Raw genomic sequence first — 20,160 nt, forward strand, 5'->3', positions numbered from 1 at the left:
CGCCGACGCGGTGGCGCTACCCAGGTAACCGTCAACACCGATGCGCTCACCGTGGAGAAGACTATGCCGGCCGGGTCCGATCGAGTTGTCGAGGCGTTGCGCGTCGCCGTCCAGGAGAACCAGCAGCTGCGGCGACAGAACCAGAATCTCCTCTCGACGTCGAGCGAGCCCGTCGCGATCGTCGCGATGAGCTGCCGCTACCCGGGCGGGGTCGCGTCCCCGGACGAGCTGTGGCGGCTGGTCGCCGACGGGGTCGACGCGGTGTCCGGCTTTCCGGACGGCCGCGGCTGGCCCGAGAGCGCCCACCAGGGCGGATTCCTGCACCAGGCCGGCGACTTCGACCCGGCGTTCTTCGGCATCTCGCCGCGGGAAGCGCTGGCGATGGACCCGCAGCAGCGGATCGTGCTGGAGCTGGCCTGGGAAGCGTTCGAGCGCGCCGGGATCGACCCCGGCAGCCTCGAAGGCAGCGCCGGTGGCGTGTACGTCGGCGCGGCGTCGCAGGACTACGGCCGCGGCCTCGCCGCGCTGCCCGACGGCGTCGAGGGTTACCTGGTCACCGGCACCGAATGCTCGGTCATCTCCGGCCGGATCGCCTACTTCTACGGCCTGGAAGGCCCGGCCGTCACGGTCGACACCGCCTGCTCGTCGTCGCTGGTCGCGCTGCATTGGGCCGCCCGCTCGCTGCGGGCCCGCGAGTGCTCGCTGGCGCTGGCCGGCGGCGTCACCGTGATGGCGACGCCCGGCCTGTACGGCGAGTTCGACCGGCAGGGCGGCCTCGCCTCCGACGGCCGCTGCAAGTCCTTCGCCGACGCGGCCGACGGCGCCGGGTTCTCCGAAGGCGCCGGGATGCTGCTGCTGGAGCGGCTGTCCGACGCGCGGCGCAACGGGCACCAGGTGCTCGCCGTGCTCCGCGGGTCCGCGGTCAACTCCGACGGCGCGTCCAACGGCATCACCGCCCCCAACGGCCCGTCGCAGCAGCGCGTGATCCGCCAGGCTCTCGACAACGCCGGCCTCGCGCCCGCCGACATCGACACCGTCGAGGCCCACGGCACCGGCACGGTCCTCGGCGACCCGATCGAGGCCCAGGCCCTGCTGGCCACCTACGGCGGCGACCGCCCGGCCGACCGGCCGCTGTGGCTGGGCTCCTTCAAGTCGAACGTCGGGCACACGCAGTCCGCGGCCGGCGTCGGCGGCATCATCAAGACGATCATGGCCATGCGCCACGGCGTCCTGCCCAAGACCCTGCACGTCGACGCCCCGACGTCCCATGTGGACTGGACGGCCGGCGCCGTCTCGCTGCTCACGGAGCAGCGGCCCTGGCCGGAGACCGGGAAGCCCCGGCGCGCGGCCGTGTCGTCGTTCGGCATCAGCGGCACGAACGCGCACATCATCCTCGAGCAGCCGGGCGAAACCCCGGTCGAAGCGGCCGAGCCGCGGCGCGAGCCCGCCGGGTACCTGTGGCCGATCTCCGGCCGCACCCCGGACGCCGTGCGCGATCAAGCCGCGCGCCTGCTCGCCCACCTCGGCGACCAGAGCGCCCTTGACGTCGCCCACTCGCTGGCGGACACCCGTGTCGCGTTCCCGCAGCGGGCCGTCGTCACCGGCACCACCCGAGACGAGCTCCTCGACGGCCTGCGCGCGCTCGCCACCGGCACCGTCGTCCCCGGCGTGCACATCGGCTCGGCGCTGCACACCGGCGACGCGGCGTTCCTGTTCACCGGCCAGGGCTCGCAGCGGGCCGGGATGGGCCGCACCCTCGCGGCCGCGTTCCCGGTGTTCGCCGCGGCCCTCGACGAGGTCCTCGCGCTGCTCGACCCGCCGGTCCGCGACGCGCTGACCGGCGCCGACGAGTCCGCTGTGGACGGTACCGGCGTCGCCCAGCCCGCCCTCTTCGCCTTCGAGGTCGCGCTCTACCGCCTGCTCGAATCCCTCGGCGTGCGGCCCGCCTACGTCGCCGGCCACTCGGTCGGCGAGATCGCCGCGGCCCACGTCGCCGGGGTGCTGTCCCTGGCCGACGCGTGCACCCTCGTCTCCGCCCGCGGCCGGCTCATGCAGGCCCTGCCGGCCGGCGGCGTGATGGTCGCCGTGCAGGCCGCCGAAGCCGACGTGCTGCCGCTGCTGACCGACGGCGTCGCGATCGCGGCCGTCAACGGCCCGCAGGCCGTGGTGCTCTCCGGCACCGAGGACGCCGTGCTGGCCGTCGCCGGGCGCTTCGAGAAGACCAAGCGGCTCAAGGTGTCCCACGCGTTCCACTCGCCGCTGATGGACCCGATCCTCGACCAGTTCCGCGGGGTGCTGCTCGGGTTGAAGTTCGCCGCCCCGTCGATCCCGTTCGCCGCGAGCGGCGACGTGTCCACTGTGGACTATTGGGTCGCGCACGTGCGAGACGCCGTCCGGTTCGCCGACACGGTCGCGGACCTCGTCTCCCGCGGCGCGCGCACCTTCCTCGAAGTCGGCCCGGACGCGACGCTGTCCGCGATGACGGCGGAGCTGCTCGACCCGGCGCTCGACACCGACTGCGTCCCCGCTTCCCGTCGCGGTCGTGACGAGACCACCACGCTCCTTTCGGCCCTGGCCCGCTGGCACGTCCGCGGCGGCGAGTTCGACTGGACCGCGTGGCACGAGGGCACCGGCGCCCGGACGGTCGAGCTGCCGACGTACGCCTTCCAGCGCCGCACCTACTGGCTCGAAGCCGGCACCGGCGGCGACCTCAGCCGGCACGGCTTCGACGCGGCCGGGCACCCGCTGCTCGGCGCCGCCGTGGAGCTGCCCGAGTCGGGCGGGCTCCTCTTCGCCGGCCAGCTGTCGGTGAACCGCCAGCCGTGGCTGGGCCAGCACGTCGTGCTCGGCGCGAAACTCCTTCCCGGCACGGCGTTCCTGGAGCTGGCCGGCCGCGCCGGCGCCCAGGTCGGCTGCGCCCGCGTCGAAGAACTCACCCTGGCGGCCCCGCTGGTCCTGCCCGCGACGACCGGGGTGCGGCTGCAGGTCGTCGTCGGCCCGCCCGACGTCGACGGCAGCCGCTCGCTGAGCGTGTTCTCGCAGCAGGACGACGGCGACGCCCAGACCTGGGTGCGGCACGCGAGCGGCCGCCTCGGCGTCGGCGGCGCCCCGGCCGCCACGATCGGCCCGCAGTGGCCGCCCGCCGGGGCCGAGCCGATCGTCCTCGACGGCTTCTACGACGGGCTCGTCGACCAGGGCCTGGACTACGGCCCGGCGTTCCGCGGCCTGCGCGCCGCCTGGCGCGTCGGCGAGGAGATCTACGCCGAGGTCGCGCTGCCGCCGGAGCACGAGGCCGAGGCGTCGTCGTTCGGCCTGCACCCGGCCCTGCTGGACGCGGTCCTGCACGCGTCGGCCCACTACGAAGACCGCGACGGCCTCCCGTTCTCCTGGCGCGGCGTCGGCGTGCAGCCCACTCGCGCCTCGACGCTGCGCGCCCGGCTCGCCCCGGCCGGCGACAACGCCGTCTCCGTCGCGGTCACCGACACGGCGGGCAACCCCGTGCTGGCCGCCGAATCGCTCACCTTCCGCGCGGTCAGCGCCGGCGAAGTCCGGGCCACCCGCCACGAATCGCTGTTCCGCACGGTGTGGACGCCGGTCCCGGCCGTCTCGATGACCAAGCCCGCCGACGACGCGGACTGGGTGCTCCTCGGCCACGGCGCGGACTTCGGCTTCTCCGCCCCGGCCGTGTTCGACGACCTGCGCACCATCCGGATCGCCGCCGACACCCCGCCCGCCGTCGTGCTCGCCCCGGTACCGACCGGTGAGGGCGACGCGGCCGCGGCCCACGCCGCCACCTCCTGGGCCCTCGAACTGCTGCAGAGCTGGCTCGCCGACGAGGACTTCGGCCGCTCGCGCCTGGTGTTCGTCACCAGCGGCGCCGAGGCGGTCCTCCCCGATGACGACGTCGATCCCGCCGCCGCGGCGGTGTGGGGTCTCGTGCGCGCGGCCCAGGCCGAGCACCCGGACCGGTTCGTGCTGGTCGACGTCACCGATCCTGACGACCTCGCCGCGGTCCTGCCGCGGCTGCTCGGCTCCGGCGAGTCCCAGGCCGCGATCCGCGACGGCGGCATCGTGCTGCCGCGGCTGGCCAGGCTGCCCGTCGGCGAGCCTGCTGCGTCGCGCATCCCGGACGGCGCCACGGTCCTCGTCACCGGTGGTACCGGGGGACTGGGCGGCCTGGTGGCGAAGCACCTGGTCACCGAGCACGGCGTCCGGCACCTGCTGCTCGCCGGCCGTCGCGGCCCGGACGCGCCCGGTGCGCCCGACCTCGTCGCCGAGCTGACCGCGCTCGGCGCACAGGCGTCCGTGGTGGCGTGCGACGCCGCCGACCGCGACGCCCTGACCGCTCTGCTGGCCGATATTCCGGCCGAGCACCCGCTCGGCGCCGTCGTGCACACCGCCGGCGTCCTCGACGACGGCGTCATCGAAACCCTGACGCCCGAACGCGTCGCCACCGTCTTCCGCGCCAAGGTCGACGCGGCCTGGGCCCTGCACGAACTGACCCGCGACCACGACCTCGGCGCGTTCGTCCTGTTCTCCTCGGCCGCCGGTGTGCTCGGCAGCCCCGGCCAGGGCAACTACGCCGCCGCCAACGCCTTCCTCGACGCGCTCGCCCAGCACCGCCGCGCCGCGGGCCTGCCCGGCCTGTCCCTGGCCTGGGGCGCCTGGGCCGGTGACGCGGGCATGGCCGCGCACCTGTCCGACGCCGACCACCGGCGCCTCGCCGCCGCCGGCCTGCCGTCCCTCGACCCCGCCCAGGGCCTCGCGTTGTTCGACGCGGCGCTGGCCGAGAACGAACCCGCCGTGCTGCCGATGCGCGTGGACCTCGCCGCCCTGCGCGGCCGGCCGGGGATCCCGCCGCTGCTGCGCGGGCTCGTGCCCGGTGGCGGCCGACCGGCGGCCGGCGCGGTCCCGGCGTCCGCGCTGGCCGAACGCCTCGGCGCGCTGGACCCGGCCGACCGGGCCCGCGTCCTCGAAGACCTCGTCCGCGCCGAAGCGGGCCTCGTGCTCGGCTACGCGGCCACCGACACCGTCGACGTCCGTAGCGCGTTCAAGGACCTCGGCTTCGACTCGCTGACGGCCGTCGAGCTGCGCAACCGCCTCGACGCCGCGACCGGTCTGCGCCTGCCCGCGACGCTCGTCTTCGACTACCCGACCCCCAGCGCACTGGCCACCCACCTCGACCGGGAACTGACCGGCGCCGCCGCCGAGACCACGGACACGCCGACGACGCTGCGGCCGGTGTCCGACGACCCGATCGTCATCGTCGGCATGGGCTGCCGGTACCCGGGCGGCGTCGGCTCGCCGGAAGACCTCTGGGGCCTGGTCGACGGTGGTGTCGACGCGGTGTCCGGCTTCCCGGTCAACCGCGGCTGGGACGTCGAAGGCCTCTACAACCCCGACCCCGACCACCCCGGGACGTCCTACACCCGCAGCGGCGGTTTCCTGCACGACGCGGGGGAGTTCGATCCGGCGTTCTTCGGGATGAGCCCGCGCGAAGCCATCGCCACGGACTCGCAGCAGCGGCTGCTGCTCGAGGTCTCCTGGGAAGCCGTCGAGCGTGCCGGGGTCGACCCGGTGTCGCTGCGCGGCTCCCGCACCGGCGTCTTCGTCGGCGTGATGTACTCCGACTACGGGATGCTGCTGCAGGGCAGCCCGGAAGCCGAGGCGTACCAAGGCAACGGCAGCGCGCCGAGCGTCGCCTCGGGCCGGATCGCCTACACGATGGGCCTCGAAGGGCCTACGGTCACCGTCGACACCGCGTGCTCGTCGTCGCTGGTCGCGCTGCACTGGGCCGCGCAGGCCCTGCGGCAGGGGGAGTGCTCCCTGGCCCTCGCGGGCGGTGTCACGGTGATGTCGACGCCGGGCTCGTTCATCGCCTCCAGCCGTCAGCGCGGCATCGCCGAAGACGGCCGCTGCAAGTCGTTCTCGGACACCGCCGACGGCGTCGGCTGGTCCGAAGGCGCCGGCATCCTCGTCCTGGAGCGGATGTCGGACGCGCGCCGCAACGGCCATGACATCCTCGCCGTCGTGCGCGGCTCGGCGGTCAACTCCGACGGCGCGTCCAACGGCCTGACCGCCCCCAACGGCCCCTCGCAGCAGCGGGTGATCCGCCAGGCGCTGGCCGCGTCCGGACTGTCCACTGCGGACGTCGACGTCGTCGAGGCGCACGGCACCGGCACCACCCTGGGTGACCCGATCGAGGCCCAGGCCCTGCTCGCCACCTACGGCCAGGACCGCGAGACGCCGCTGCGGCTGGGCTCGATCAAGTCCAACATCGGCCACGCGCAGGCCGCCGCGGGCGTCGCTGGGATCATCAAGATGGTCCAGGCGATGCGCCACGAGACGCTGCCACGCACCCTGCACGTCACCGAACCCTCGACGCACGTCGAATGGACCGCCGGGAACGTCGAACTGCTCACCGACGCCCAGCCGTGGCCCTCGCCCGGCCGCCCCCGCCGGGCCGGCATCTCGTCGTTCGGCATCAGCGGCACCAACGCCCACACGATCATCGAAGAGCCGCCCGCCGCGTCGCCCGCCGTCGTGGAAGCGACTGAGCCGACCTGCGTGCCGCTGGTCGTCACCGGCCGCACCCCGGACGCGCTGCGCGACCAGGCTGCCCGCCTGCTCGACGTCGTCGATGGGACCCCGCTGGCCGACCTCGGGTTCTCCCTCGCGACCACGCGATCGGCGTTCGACCACCGCGCCGTCGTCCGCGCGACCGACACCGCGTCGGCCGCCGACGGCCTGGCCGCACTGGCTGCCGGGCGGCCGTCTCCGCTGGTCAGCCTGGGTGAAGCAAAGTCGATCCCGAAGACCGCGTTCGTCTTCACCGGCCAGGGCGCCCAGCGGCCCGGGATGACCCGCGGGCTCTACGAGCGGTACCCGGTGTTCGCCGCCGCCCTCGACGAGCTGCTCGACCGCCTCGACTCCCGCGTGCGGGACGTCCTCTGGTCGGACGACGCCGAAGCGTTGTCCCGCACCGAGTTCGCCCAGCCCGCGTTGTTCGCCGTCGAGGTCGCGCTGGCCAAGCTGCTCACCGCCTGGGGCGTCCGGCCCGACTTCGTCGCCGGCCACTCCGTCGGCGAGATCGCCGCCGCGCACGTCGCCGGGGTGCTCTCTCTGGACGACGCCTGCACGCTGGTCACGGCGCGCGCGTCGCTGATGCAGCAGCTCGAGCCGGGCGGTGCGATGGTCGCCGTCCGTGCCACCGAAGACGAGGTCGCGCCGTACCTGGACGACGACGTCTCGCTCGCCGCGGTCAACGGCCCGCGCTCGGTCGTGCTCTCCGGCGCCGAGGCGGCCGTGCTCGCCGCCGCCGGCCACTTCGAGGAGACCAAACGCCTGACGGTCTCGCACGCGTTCCACTCGGCGCTGATGGACCCGATGCTGCCCGCGTTCCGCGAGGTCGTGGCGGGATTGACCTTCAGCGCCCCGACGGTGCCGCTGATCGCCGACGGCGACGTCACCGACCCGGAACGCTGGGTCGCCCACGTCCGCGAGCCCGTCCGCTTCGCCGACGTCACGACCCGGCTGCGCGAGGCCGGGACCGGCCTGTTCGTCGAGGTCGGGCCGGACGCCGTGCTGTCCGCGATGGTCACCGAGATCCTCCCCGACGTGCCCGCGGTCGCGATCGCCCGCCGCAACCGCGACGACGTCGAGACGCTCGTCGGCGCCCTCGGGCGGCTGTCCATCGAGGGTGCCCGCGTCGACTGGCCCGCCTTCTACGCCGGCACCGGCGCCCGCCGCGTCACCCTGCCGACCTACGCCTTCCAGCACGAGTGGTTCTGGCCGCCGGCCGCCCCCGCGATCCCGGCCGGCGCCGAGTCCGCCGACGCCGAGTTCTGGGCCGCCGTCGAGCGCCTGGACACCGCCGGCCTCGCCGCGCGCCTCGACGTCGACGACGCCTCGCTCGGCGCGATCCTGCCCGCGCTGTCCTCCTACCGCCGATCCCGCGCCGACGAGTCCCTTGTGGACAGATGGCGCTACCGTGCGACCTGGACCCCGGTCAACGCCGGCCGTTCCGGCGCCCTCGACACGTCGTGGCTCGTCGTCGTGCCGGCTGCCTTGGCCGACGACCCGTGGGTCACCACCGTCGCCGGGTACTTCGGCACGGCCCCCCTGGCCCTCGACCCGGCGCTGGACCGCGCCGAGGTCGCCGCGCTCCTGACGAACGACGTCACCGGGGTGCTTTCCCTGCTGGCACTGGACGAATCCGGCTTCCCCGGCGTCCCGGCCGGGCTGACCGCGACGACCACGCTGCTGCAGGCCCTGGGCGACGCCGGGATCGGCGCGCCGCTGTGGTGCGTGACCCGCGAAGCCGTCGCCGTCTCGCCGGGCGAGCCGGTCGCCCGGCCCGCCCAGGCCGCGGTCTGGGGCCTCGGCCGCGCCGCCGCGCTCGAACTGCCGCAGCGCTGGGGCGGCCTCATCGACCTCCCGGGTGACCTCGACACCGAGGTGCCTAGACGTCTCTCCGCCGCGCTGGCCGGTGCCGACGGCGAGGACCAGCTGGCGATCCGCCCCGCCGGAGTGTTCGGCCGCCGCGTCGTCGCCGCTCCGGTCACGACCCGCCGGTCGCGCGCCGACGTCACGGGCGGCACCACCCTGATCACCGGCGGCACCGGAGCGCTCGGCGCCGTCACCGCCCGTCTCCTGGCCGGCGCCGGCCGCACCCACCTGCTGCTGCTCAGCCGCCGCGGGGCCGACGCACCAGGCGCGGCTGAACTCCGCGACGAGCTGACCGAGCTGGGCGCCGAGGTGACGATCGCCGCGTGCGACGTCGCCGACCGCGCCGCCCTCGCCGCCGTACTGGCCACCATCCCCGAAGACCGGCCGCTGACCGAGGTCGTGCACACCGCCGGTGTGCTCGACGACGCCGTCCTCGACTCGCTCACCCCCGAGCGGTTCGCCGCCGTGCACCGCGCCAAGGTCACGTCGGCGATGCACCTGCACGAGCTGACCCGCACCGCCGACCTCGCGAACTTCGTACTGTTCTCCTCGGTCGCCGGCACCTTCGGGTCCGCCGGCCAGGCCGGGTACGCGGCCGCGAACACAACCCTCGACGCGCTCGCCGAGCACCGCCGCGGCCTCGGCCTGACCGCGACATCCGTCGCGTGGGGCCCGTGGGCGGGCGACGGCATGCTCGAAGCCGGGGTCGCCGAGCGCGCCCGCCGCGGTGGTCTCACACCGATGGACCCCGAACGCGCGAGCGCCGCGCTGGAGCGGGCGCTCGGGCACGACGACACGACGGTCGCCGTCGCCGACATCGACTGGACCCGGTACGCACCCGTGCTTTCCGGGCTGCGGCCGAGCCCGCTGCTCAGCGGCATCCCGGCCGCGAAAGACGTCCTGGCGGCGTTGCGCGGCTCGTCGCCGCGCGGCGACGAAGGCCTTCGCGCCCGCTTGGCGGCCGTGCCCGAGCACGACCGCTTCGACTTCCTGCTCGGCCTGCTGCTGGAACAAGTCGCCCTGGTCCTCGGGCACGCCGGGACCGGCGGTGTCGCGGCCGACCGCGCGTTCCGCGACCTCGGTTTCGACTCGCTCACCGCGGTCGAACTCCGCAACACGCTGACCCTGGCGACCGGGCTCGACCTGCCGCCGTCGCTGGTCTTCGACCACCCGACCCCGGAAGTCCTGACCGAGTACCTGCTCGGCGAGCTGGCCGGCACCCTCGAAACGCCGGTCCGACTGGTCACGGGCGCCGCGGCGGCGGACGACGACCCGATCGTCATCGTCGGCATGGGCTGCCGGTTCCCCGGCGGCGTCGACGGTCCCGAGGACTACTGGCGCCTGCTCGCCGGCGGCGAAGACGGCATCTCCGCGTTCCCGGACGATCGCGGCTGGGACCTGGGCATGCTGGCCTCCGGCTACGAATACGCGCTGACCGGCGGTTTCCTCGACGGCGTGGCGGGTTTCGACGCGGACTTCTTCGGTATCTCGCCGCGGGAAGCCGTCGCGATGGACCCGCAGCAGCGGCTGCTCCTCGAAGTCTCGTGGGAAGCGCTGGAGCGCGCCGGCATCGACCCGGCCACCCTGCGCGGCGGCGACACCGGCGTGTTCGTCGGCACCAACGGCCAGGACTACGTGAACCTGCTCGCCACCTCCAGCGAGGACGTCCAGGGCCACCTCGCCACCGGCAACACCGCGAGCGTGATGTCCGGCCGGCTGTCCTACACCCTCGGCCTGGAAGGGCCGTCGGTCACCGTCGACACCGCGTGCTCGTCGTCGCTGGTCGCGCTGCACTGGGCCGCGCAGGCCCTGCGCCGCGGCGAGTGCGGCGCCGCACTCGTCGGCGGCGTCACCGTGATGTCCACCCCGAACTCCTTCGCCGAGTTCGCCCGCCAGGGCGGCCTCGCCGCCGACGGCCGCTGCAAGCCCTTCGCCGACGCCGCCGACGGCACCGGCTGGTCCGAAGGCGCCGGCATGCTTGTCGTGGAGCGGCTTTCCACCGCCCGCGAGCTGGGGCACCCGGTGCTGGCGGTGCTGCGCGGCACGGCCGTCAACTCCGACGGCGCGTCCAACGGCCTGACGGCCCCCAACGGCCCGGCCCAGCAACGCGTCATCCGCCAGGCCCTGGCCGACGCCGGACTGTCCACATCGGACGTCGACGCTGTCGAGGCCCATGGCACCGGCACGGTCCTGGGCGACCCGATCGAGGCGCAGGCGCTGCTGGCCACCTACGGCCGCGACCGCGACGGCGAGCCGCTCTGGCTCGGCGCGGTCAAGTCCAACCTCGGCCACACTCAGGCCGCGGCCGGCGTCGCCGGGGTCATCAAGATGATCCTGGCCCTGCGCCACGGCGAACTCCCGCGGACGCTGCACGTCGACGAGCCGTCGAGCCGGGTCGACTGGACCGCCGGGGCGGTGAAGGTGCTGACCGAGCACCAGACCTGGCCCGAGACCGGCCGCCCGCGCCGCGCCGGCGTCTCGTCGTTCGGCCTGAGCGGCACCAACGCCCACGCGATCCTCGAACAAGCCCCTCCCGCGCCGGAAGCTCCCGTCGCGGCCGAACCCGCGACCGTGCCGCTGCTGCTGTCCGCGCGCACCCCGCAGGCCCTCGCCGCGCAGGCCGGGCAGCTGCACGACCTCCTGTCCGCGGAGCCCGCACCCGTCGGGTTCGCCCGGGCGCTGGCCACCACGCGCACGGCGTTCGAACACCGCGCCGCGATCGTCGGCGACGACCCGCTGGCCGAACTCGCCGCCCTCGCCGCGGGGGAAACCCCGGCCACGGCGCCCGCGCGCTCGCGGGCCAAGAGCGCGTTCGTCTTCGCCGGTCAGGGCGCCCAGCGTCCCGGCATGGGACACGAGCTGTACCGGCGGTTCCCGGTGTTCGCCGCCGCGCTCGACGCCGTCTGCGCCCACCTCGACCCGCACCTGGACCGCCCGCTGCGGGAAGTCCTGTTCGCCGAGCCGGGTACCCCCGAGGCCGCGCTGCTCGACCGGACCGACTGGACCCAGCCCGCCACCTTCGCCCTGAGCGTCGCGCTGTACCGGCTGCTGGAATCCTTCGGCGTCAAGCCTTCTTGGCTCGTCGGGCACTCCGTCGGCGAGATCGCCGCGGCCCACGTCGCCGAGGTCCTGTCCCTGGCCGACGCCTGCACGCTCGTCGCCGCCCGCGGCCGCCTGATGGCCGCGCTCCCGACGGGCGGGGCGATGGCCTCGGTGCGCGCGCCGGAGGCCGACGTCCGCGGGCTCCTGGCCGACGGCACGTCGATCGCCGCCGTCAACGGCCCGGACGCCGTCGTCATCGCGGGCACGGCCGACGCCGTCGAGCTCAGCAGCACCGCCCTGACCGCCGCTGGGTACCGCGTCCGGCAGCTCTCGGTCAGCCACGCGTTCCACTCGCCGCTGATGGACCCGATGCTCGAGGACTTCGCCGCCGTCCTGGCGGGCCTGAAGTTCGGCGAGCCGCGGCTGCCGATCGTGTCCACCGTGACCGGCCGCCTCGCCGACGCGGCCGAACTGCGCTCGCCGGAGTACTGGGTCGACCACGTGCGCCGGCCCGTCCGGTTCGCCGACGCCGTCGCCGCGCTCGGCGAGTACGGCGCCGGCGCCGTCGTCGAACTCGGGCCCGACGGCTCGCTGTCCGCCGCCACCGCCGCGTCCCTGGACGCCGACGTCGCGTGCGTCCCGCTGCTGCGCCGCGACCAGCCCGAAGAAACCGCGTTCGTCCGGGCGCTGGGCCGCCTGCACGTGGCGGGCGTGGCCGTGAACTGGACGTCCTTCTTCGGGCCGGCCGCCGGGCCGGGCCCGGACCTGCCCACTTACCCGTTCCAGCGGGAGCGTTACTGGCCCCGCACCACCGGCGCGGTCCCGGGCGACCTCGGTTCGGTCGGCCTGACCGCGGCCCGGCACCCGCTGCTCGGCGCCGGCGTCGAACTGCCCGGCTCGGGCGGGTTCCTGTTCACCGCCCAGCTTTCGCTGCGGACGCACCCGTGGCTGGCGGACCACTTCGTGCTCGGCGCGGCCCTGCTGCCCGGCACCGCCTACCTCGACCTCGCGATCCGCGCCGCCGACCAGGTCGGCTGCGCCCGCGTCGACGAACTCACCCTCGAAGTCCCGCTGGTCCTGCCGCCCGAGGGCGGCGTGCGCCTGCAGGTCGTCGTCGGCCCGGCCGGGTCCGCGGGCGACCGCGACCTCGCCGTCTACTCCAGCCCCGCCGGCGGCGGCGAACAGCCGTGGACGCGCCACGCGAGCGGCCGCCTCGGCACCGGCACGACCCAGCCCGCCGACGGCGACCGCACGTGGCCGCCGACCGATGCGGAACCCGTTTCCCTGGACGGCTTCTACGAACGCCTCGCCTCCGGCGGGTTCGCCTACGGCCCGCTGTTCCGCGGCCTCAAGGCCGTCTGGCGCGGCCAGGACGCGGTCTTCGCCGACGTCGTCCTGCCCGAGGAAGCCGAGCGCGACGCGGCGGCGTTCGGCGTCCACCCGGCGCTGCTCGACGCCGTCCTGCACGCGTCCGAACACGCCGGACTGACCGATGTGGACGGTGGCCGGCTGCCCTTCGCGTGGAGCGGCGTCACGCTGCACGCGAGCGGCGGCGCCGTCGTCCGGGCCAAGATCACCCGGCGCGGCGAGGACTCCGTCGCGATCGAACTGCGCGACGCGGCCGGCGACCCGGTCGCCACGATCGACTCGCTGGTGCTGCGCCCCGCGGCCGTGGCCAAGGTCGGCCACGACACCGACTCCCTCTACCACCTCGACTGGATCCCGGTGCCCCGCCCGGACGTCGAAGCAGGCCCGGACTGGGCCGTTTTCGGCGCCGACCTGCCGGACTTCGCCGGAGTCGTTGCGGCGGCACCCGAGGTCGTCATCTACCCGGTCCCGGCCCGCACCGGCGACCCCGAAGGTGTCCGCGCCGCGACCGTCGACGCGCTCGCCCTGCTGCAGGCCTGGTCGGCGGCGCCGGAACTGACCGGCTCACGGCTGGTCTTCGTCACTGCCGAGGCCGACACCGACCTCGCGTCCGCCGCCGTCTGGGGCCTCGTGCGCTCGGCGCAGCGGGAGAACCCGGGCCGGTTCGTCCTGGCTGACGTGGACAACACCGACTCCCTCGCAGCCGTCCTCGCCACCGGTGAGCCCCAGGTGCGCGTGCGTGCCGGCGAGATCACCGCCGCCCGTGTCGCCCGGGCCCCGCGCCGCGACGACGTCACGCCGATCGCCTGGGACGGCGACGGCACCGTCCTGATCACGGGCGGCACCGGGGGACTGGGCGCGACCCTGGCCCGCCACCTCGTGACCACGCACGGCACCCGGCGGCTGCTGCTCGTCAGCCGTCGCGGCCCGGACGCCCCGGGCGCGGCGGACCTGATCGCCGAGCTGGCCGAGTCGGGTGCCGAGGTCACCGCCGCCGCGGCCGACGTCGCTAACCGCGCCGACCTGGCGCGGGTCCTTGCCGACATTCCCGAGACCCATCCGCTGACCGCGGTCGTGCACGCCGCCGGCGTCCTCGACGACGGCATCCTCGGCTCCCTCACCCCCGAGCGCCTCGACACGGTGTTCGCGCCGAAGTTCGACGCCGCCTGGCACCTCGACGAACTGACCGCGGACCTCGACGCGTTCGTCGTGTTCTCCTCGGTCGCGGGCACCTTCGGCGCGGCCGGCCAGGCGAACTACACCGCGGCCAACGCCGCCGTCGACGCCCTCGTGCGGCGCCGTCGCGCGGCCGGCCTCCCGGCGCTGTCGCTCGGCTGGGGCGCGTGGTCCCGCGCCGGCGGCATGACCGCCACGCTCACCGACACCGACCTGCGGCGGATGGCCGCGTCCGGTATGCCCGCCCTCGAACCCGAGCAGGGCCTGGCGCTGTTCGACGCGGCCTGCGCCACCGGTCTCGACACCGTGCTGCCGGTCCGCTTGGACTTCGCCGCGCTCAGCGTCCAGCCCGAGGTCACGCACCTGCTGCGCGGACTGGTCCGGACGCCGGTCCGCCAGACTGCGGCCAACCTGCCGCGGCTGGACGACCCCCTCGCCGGGATGAACCCCGCCGAACGGGCCCGCGCGGTGCTCGACCTGGTCCGCGGGCAGGTCGCCGCGGTGCTCGGGCACAGCACGTCCGCCGGTATCTCCGCCGACCGCCCGTTCCGCGAACTCGGCTTCGACTCGCTGACGGCGGTCGAACTCCGCAACCGCCTCGACGCCGCGACGGGCCTGCGCCTGCCCGCGACGCTCACCTTCGACTACCCGAGCCCCGCCGCGCTGGCCGCGTACCTGATCGGCGAGATCGCCGGCGAGGCCGACGTGCCCGCCCAGGTGGTCGTCCCGGCGAAGGCCGTCAACGACGACCCGATCGTCATCGTCGGCATGGGCTGCCGCTACCCGGGCGGGGTCACCTCGCCCGAGGACCTGTGGGGCCTGGTCGACGGCGGCGTCGACGCCGTCTCGGACTTCCCGGCCAACCGCGGCTGGGACGTCGAAGGCATCTACAACCCGGACCCCGACCACCCCGGCACGTCCTACACCCGCAGCGGCGGTTTCCTGCACGAGGCGGGGGAGTTCGACCCGGCGTTCTTCGGCATGAGCCCGCGTGAAGCCCTGGCCACGGACTCGCAGCAGCGGCTGCTGCTCGAAGTGTCGTGGGAAGCCGTCGAGCGGACCGGCGTTGATCCGGCGTCGCTGCGCGGCTCCCGGACCGGCGTGTTCGTCGGCGTCATGTACTCCGACTACGGCATGTTGCTGCAGGGCAGCCCGGACACCGAGGGCTACCAGGGCAACGGCAGCGCGCCGAGCGTCGCCTCCGGCCGCGTCGCCTACGCGCTCGGCCTCGAAGGCCCGACGCTGACCGTCGACACGGCGTGCTCGTCGTCGCTGGTCGCGTTGCACCTCGCGGCCCGCGCCTTGCAGAACGGGGAATGCTCGCTCGCGCTCGCCGGCGGCGTCACCGTGATGTCCACGCCGAGCACGTTCATCGGCTTCAGCCGCCAGCGCGGCTTGTCCGCCGACGGCCGCTGCAAGTCCTTTTCGGACACCGCCGACGGCGTCGGCTGGTCCGAAGGCGCCGGCATCCTCGTCCTGGAACGGATGTCGGACGCGCGCCGCAACGGCCACGACATCCTGGCCGTGGTGAAGGGGTCGGCGGTCAACTCCGACGGCGCGTCCAACGGCCTTACCGCGCCGAACGGCCCTTCGCAGCAACGCGTCATCCGCCAGGCGCTCGCCGCGTCCGGACTGTCCACTTCGGACATCGACGTCGTCGAGGCGCACGGCACCGGTACGACGCTGGGTGACCCGATCGAGGCCCAGGCGCTGATGGCCACCTACGGCCGGGAACGCGGCGACGCCGACCCGCTGCTGCTCGGGTCGATCAAGTCGAACCTGGGCCACACGCAGGCCGCGTCCGGCGTCGCCGGCATCATCAAGATGGTCCAGGCCATGCGCCACGGCACGCTGCCGCGCACCCTGCACGTCACCGAGCCGTCCACGCACGTCGACTGGTCGGACGGCACGATCGCGCTGCTCACCGAGTCCCGCGCCTGGCCCGACCGCGGCCGCCCGCGCCGCGCGGCCGTCTCGTCGTTCGGCATCAGCGGCACCAACGCCCACACCGTCATCGAGCAGCCGCCCACCGTCGCGGCGGCGCCGGTGGACGTCCGGCCGGAACCCGCGGTCGTGCCGTGGCTCCTGTCCGGCCGTACCCCGGACGCCCTGCGCGACCAGGCGGAACGGCTGCTCGCGCACACCAAGGCCCACCCCGCGTCCGCCGCCGACCTCGGCCTCGCGCTCGCCACGACCCGGACGCACTTCGCCGAGCGGGCTGTCATCGTCGGCAGCACCCGCGAAGAACTCGAAGCGCGGCTTGAGGTTCTGGCCCGTGGTGGCTCCTCGGCCGGTCTTGTCACCGGGACGTCCGGGGAAGCCGTGCCGGCGTTCCTGTTCGCCGGGCAGGGCAGCCAGCGGGCCGGCATGGGCCGCGAGCTGGCCGACGCCTTCCCGGCGTTCGCCGACGCGCTCGACGAGGTCGTCACGCGGCTCGACCGCGAACTCGACCGCCCGCTGCGGGAACTGCTCTTCGCCGAGGAGGGCACCGAGGCCGCGGCCGCGCTCGACGAGACGCGGTACGCGCAACCGGCGCTGTTCGCCCTGGAAGTCGCGCTCTACCGGCTGGTCCGCTCCTGGGGCGTCGAGCCGCAGTACCTGACCGGGCACTCGGTCGGCGAGATCGCCGCCGCCCACGTGGCCGGCGTCTTCAGCCTCGACGACGCCTGCACGCTGGTCGCGGCGCGCGGCCGGCTCATGCAACAGCTGCCCGAGGGCGGCGCGATGATCGCCGTCCAGGCCACCGAGGACGAGGTCCGGCCGCTGCTCGACGGCCGCGAGGACGAGGTCGCCCTCGCCGCGGTCAACGGGCCGTCGTCGGTCGTCCTGTCCGGTGAGGCCGGGCGCGTCGAGGAGATCGCCGCGCGGTTCGCCGCGGACGGCCGCAAGATCCGCCGCCTGCGCGTCAGCCACGCGTTCCACTCGCCGCGCATGGACGGGATGCTCGACGACTTCCGCAAGGTCGTCGCCGGGCTGACAGCCGCTACGCCGTCGGTGCCGATCGTCTCCACGGTCACCGGCGACCTGGTCACCGCCGAAGTCCTCGCGTCCGCCGACCACTGGGTCGAGCAGGTCCGCCGCCCGGTGCGGTTCGGCCCCGCCGTGCGCCGCCTGGCCGAGCTGGGCGTCACCGTCTTCGCCGAGATCGGCCCGGACGGCACCGTGGCGGCCATGGCCGCCGAGTCGCTCGACGCCGGTCAGACCACCGTCGCGCTCCTGCGCCGCGACCGGCCCGAAGCCACCGCGGCGACCGAGGCACTCGGGCGGCTGCACGTCGCCGGCGTCGCCGCGGACTGGCCCGCGGTGTTCGGCCCCGCGCGAACCGTCCCGTTGCCCACCTACGCGTTCCAGCACCAGCACATCTGGCCGCAGGGCCTGCTCGCCCAGGCGGGCGACGTCTCCGCCGCCGGGCTGTGGGCGGCCGGGCACCCGCTGGTCGGGGCGGCCGTCGAGCTGCCCGACACCGGTGGGCTGCTGTTCACCGGCCGGCTGTCGGTCGCGGCGCAGCCGTGGCTGGCCGGGCACACCGTCGGCGGCGCCGTCGTGGTCCCCGGCACGGCGTTGCTCGAACTCGCCGTCCGCGCCGGCGACCAGGCGGGCTGCCCGCAGGTCGACGAGCTCACCCTCGAAGCCCCGCTGGTCGTGCCGGACGCGGGCCGCGTGGTCCTGCAGGTCGCGGTGGCCGGAGCGGACGACGAAGGCCGTCGCTCGCTGCGGATCTACTCGCGGGCCGACGGCGACCCGGACGCGGCCTGGATCCGGAACGCGAGCGGCACGCTCGTGCCCACCGCCGGCGTCGAACCCACCGACCCGATCGCCTGGCCGCCAGAAGGCGCCGAAGCCGTTGACCTGGAAGGCTTCTACGACACGATGGCCGAGCGCGGCCTCGGTTACGGGCCGATGTTCCAGGGCCTGACTCGCGCCTGGCGCCACGGCGACGACGTCTACGCCGAAGTCGCCCTCGCCGAGGACGATCGTGACGAAGCCGCGTCGTTCGTCGTCCACCCCGCGCTGCTGGACTCCGCGCTGCACGCCGCGTCGCTCACCCGCTTGTCCGCGGACGGTGCCGGACGGCTCCCGTTCAGCTGGTCCGGCGCGTCCTTCCTGGCCGCCGGCGCGACCGGCCTGCGGGTCCGGATCACGCCGCAGGAGGGCGACGCCATCGCGCTCACCGCGTCCACTGTGGACGGCACGCCCGTCGTGGCGGTGAAGTCGCTGGCGCTGCGGGCCGTCCCGACCGGGATCGCCGCCCCGGCGCGCACCACGACCGGCTACCGGCTCACCTGGCCGCAGCTGCCGGAAGCGACGCTGGTCACCGCCGGCACGTCGGTGATCGCCGGACCGGGCCTGACGGCCGAAGGCGCCGACGAGTACCCGAGTCTGGCGGCGCTGCTGGAGTCCGCCGAGCCCGTGCCGCCGGTCGTCCTGCTGCCGGTCACCGCGGCTCCGCCCGGCATGCCGGTGCCCGTGGCGGTTCGCACCGTGACGACCGACGTCCTGCTCCAGACCCAGCAGTGGCTCGCCGACGACCGGGCCGCCGGTGCGGTGCTGGTGGTCGTCACGCGCCACGCCGTCGCGGTCGGCACCGAAGACGTCGACCTCGCGCAGGCCGCCGTCTGGGGCCTGCTGCGCGCGGCCCAGCTGGAGAACCCGGGCCGCCTGGTCCTGCTCGACCTCGACGACGGCGACGTCCCGTCGGCTGCCGTCGCCGGCGCTCTCGCGGCCGGAGAACCGCAGGTCGCGCTGCGTGACGGTCACCTCCACACGGCTCGCCTGGCCGCCGCCGAACCCGCCGCCGAACCCGCCGCCGAACCCGCACTGTGGGACCCCGACGGCACCGTCCTCATCACCGGCGGCACCGGCGGGCTCGGCGCGACCTTCGCCCGGCACCTCGTCACCGAACGCGGCGTGCGGCGCCTGTTGCTGCTCGGCCGCCGCGGTGACGCCGCCCCCGGCGTCCCCGACCTCGTCGACGAACTCGCCAAGCTGGGCGCGGACGTCCGCGTCGCGGCCTGCGACGCCGCCGATCGCGCGGCGCTCGCCGCCGTGCTCGGCACGGTGCCGGACCTGACCGCCGTCGTGCACGCCGCCGGCGTCCTCGACGACGGCGTTCTCGGCGCCCTGACGCCGGAGCGGCTCGGCACGGTGTTCGCGCCGAAGGTCGACGCCGCCTGGCACCTGCACGAACTCACGGCCGGCCGCGACCTGAGCGCGTTCGTCCTGTTCTCCTCGATCGCGGGCACGCTCGGCGCGGCCGGGCAGGCGAACTACGCCGCCGCCAACGCCTTCCTCGACGCGCTCGCCCACCAGCGGGCCGCCGCGGGCCAGGCGGCCGTCTCGATCGCCTGGGGTGCCTGGCACGCCGGCAGCGGCATGACCGGCGCGCTCACCGACGCCGAACTGGCGCGGATGCAGCGGTCCGGCATGCCCCCGCTGGCCACCGAAGAGGGCGTCGCGCTGTTCGACGCCGCCCTCGCCACGACGTCACCCGCGGTGGCGGCGCTGCGGCTCGACCTCGCCGTGCTGCGCGGGCAGGACCCGCTCCTGCCGGCCCTGCGCGGTCTGGTCACCACCGCACCGCGGCGTGCCGCGGCCGCGGCCCTCGAATCCGGGGGAGCGGACCTGGCCACCCGGCTGGCCGAACTGCCCCAGGACGACCGGCTGCCGTTCGCGATCGGCCTGGTCGGCAAGCAGGTCGGGGCCGTGCTCGGCCACGATGACGCCGTCGGGCCCGACCGCAGCTTCACCGAACTCGGCTTCGACTCGCTGACGTCGGTGGAACTGCGCAACCGCCTCGAAGCCCGCACCGGGTTGCGGCTGCCGGCGACGCTCGTCTTCGACCACCCGACCATCACGCGGGTGGCGGACCTGCTCGTCACGTCCGCGCTGGGCGACGGCGCGGCCGCCCGCCCGGCACTGGCGGAACTCCAGAAGCTCGAAAACCTGCTGTCCGCGGTCGACGCCGACGACGACGCCCGCGCCGCGATCACCGTGCGGCTGCAGGCCCTGCTCGTCAAGTGGACCGGCTCGGGCGACGCCCGCGACGCCGGCGACTCGTCGGTCCCGGAGCTCAGCACCGCCGACGACCTGTTCGCGTTCATCGACAACGACCTGGGTGTGAGGTGA

1 protein-coding gene is annotated in these 20,160 nt (G+C 75.1%); it reads left to right on the forward strand.

Annotated elements, in window-relative coordinates; all coding sequences use genetic code 11:
- Positions 1-63 precede the first annotated feature (63 nt).
- Positions 64-20,160, forward strand: a complete 20,097-nt coding sequence (locus tag OHS18_RS05050; protein WP_328616114.1) for a type I polyketide synthase — start codon at positions 64-66, stop codon at positions 20,158-20,160.

This window comes from Amycolatopsis sp. NBC_00355 (assembly GCF_036104975.1).
In the GTDB taxonomy this organism is placed as follows: Bacteria; Actinomycetota; Actinomycetes; order Mycobacteriales; family Pseudonocardiaceae; genus Amycolatopsis.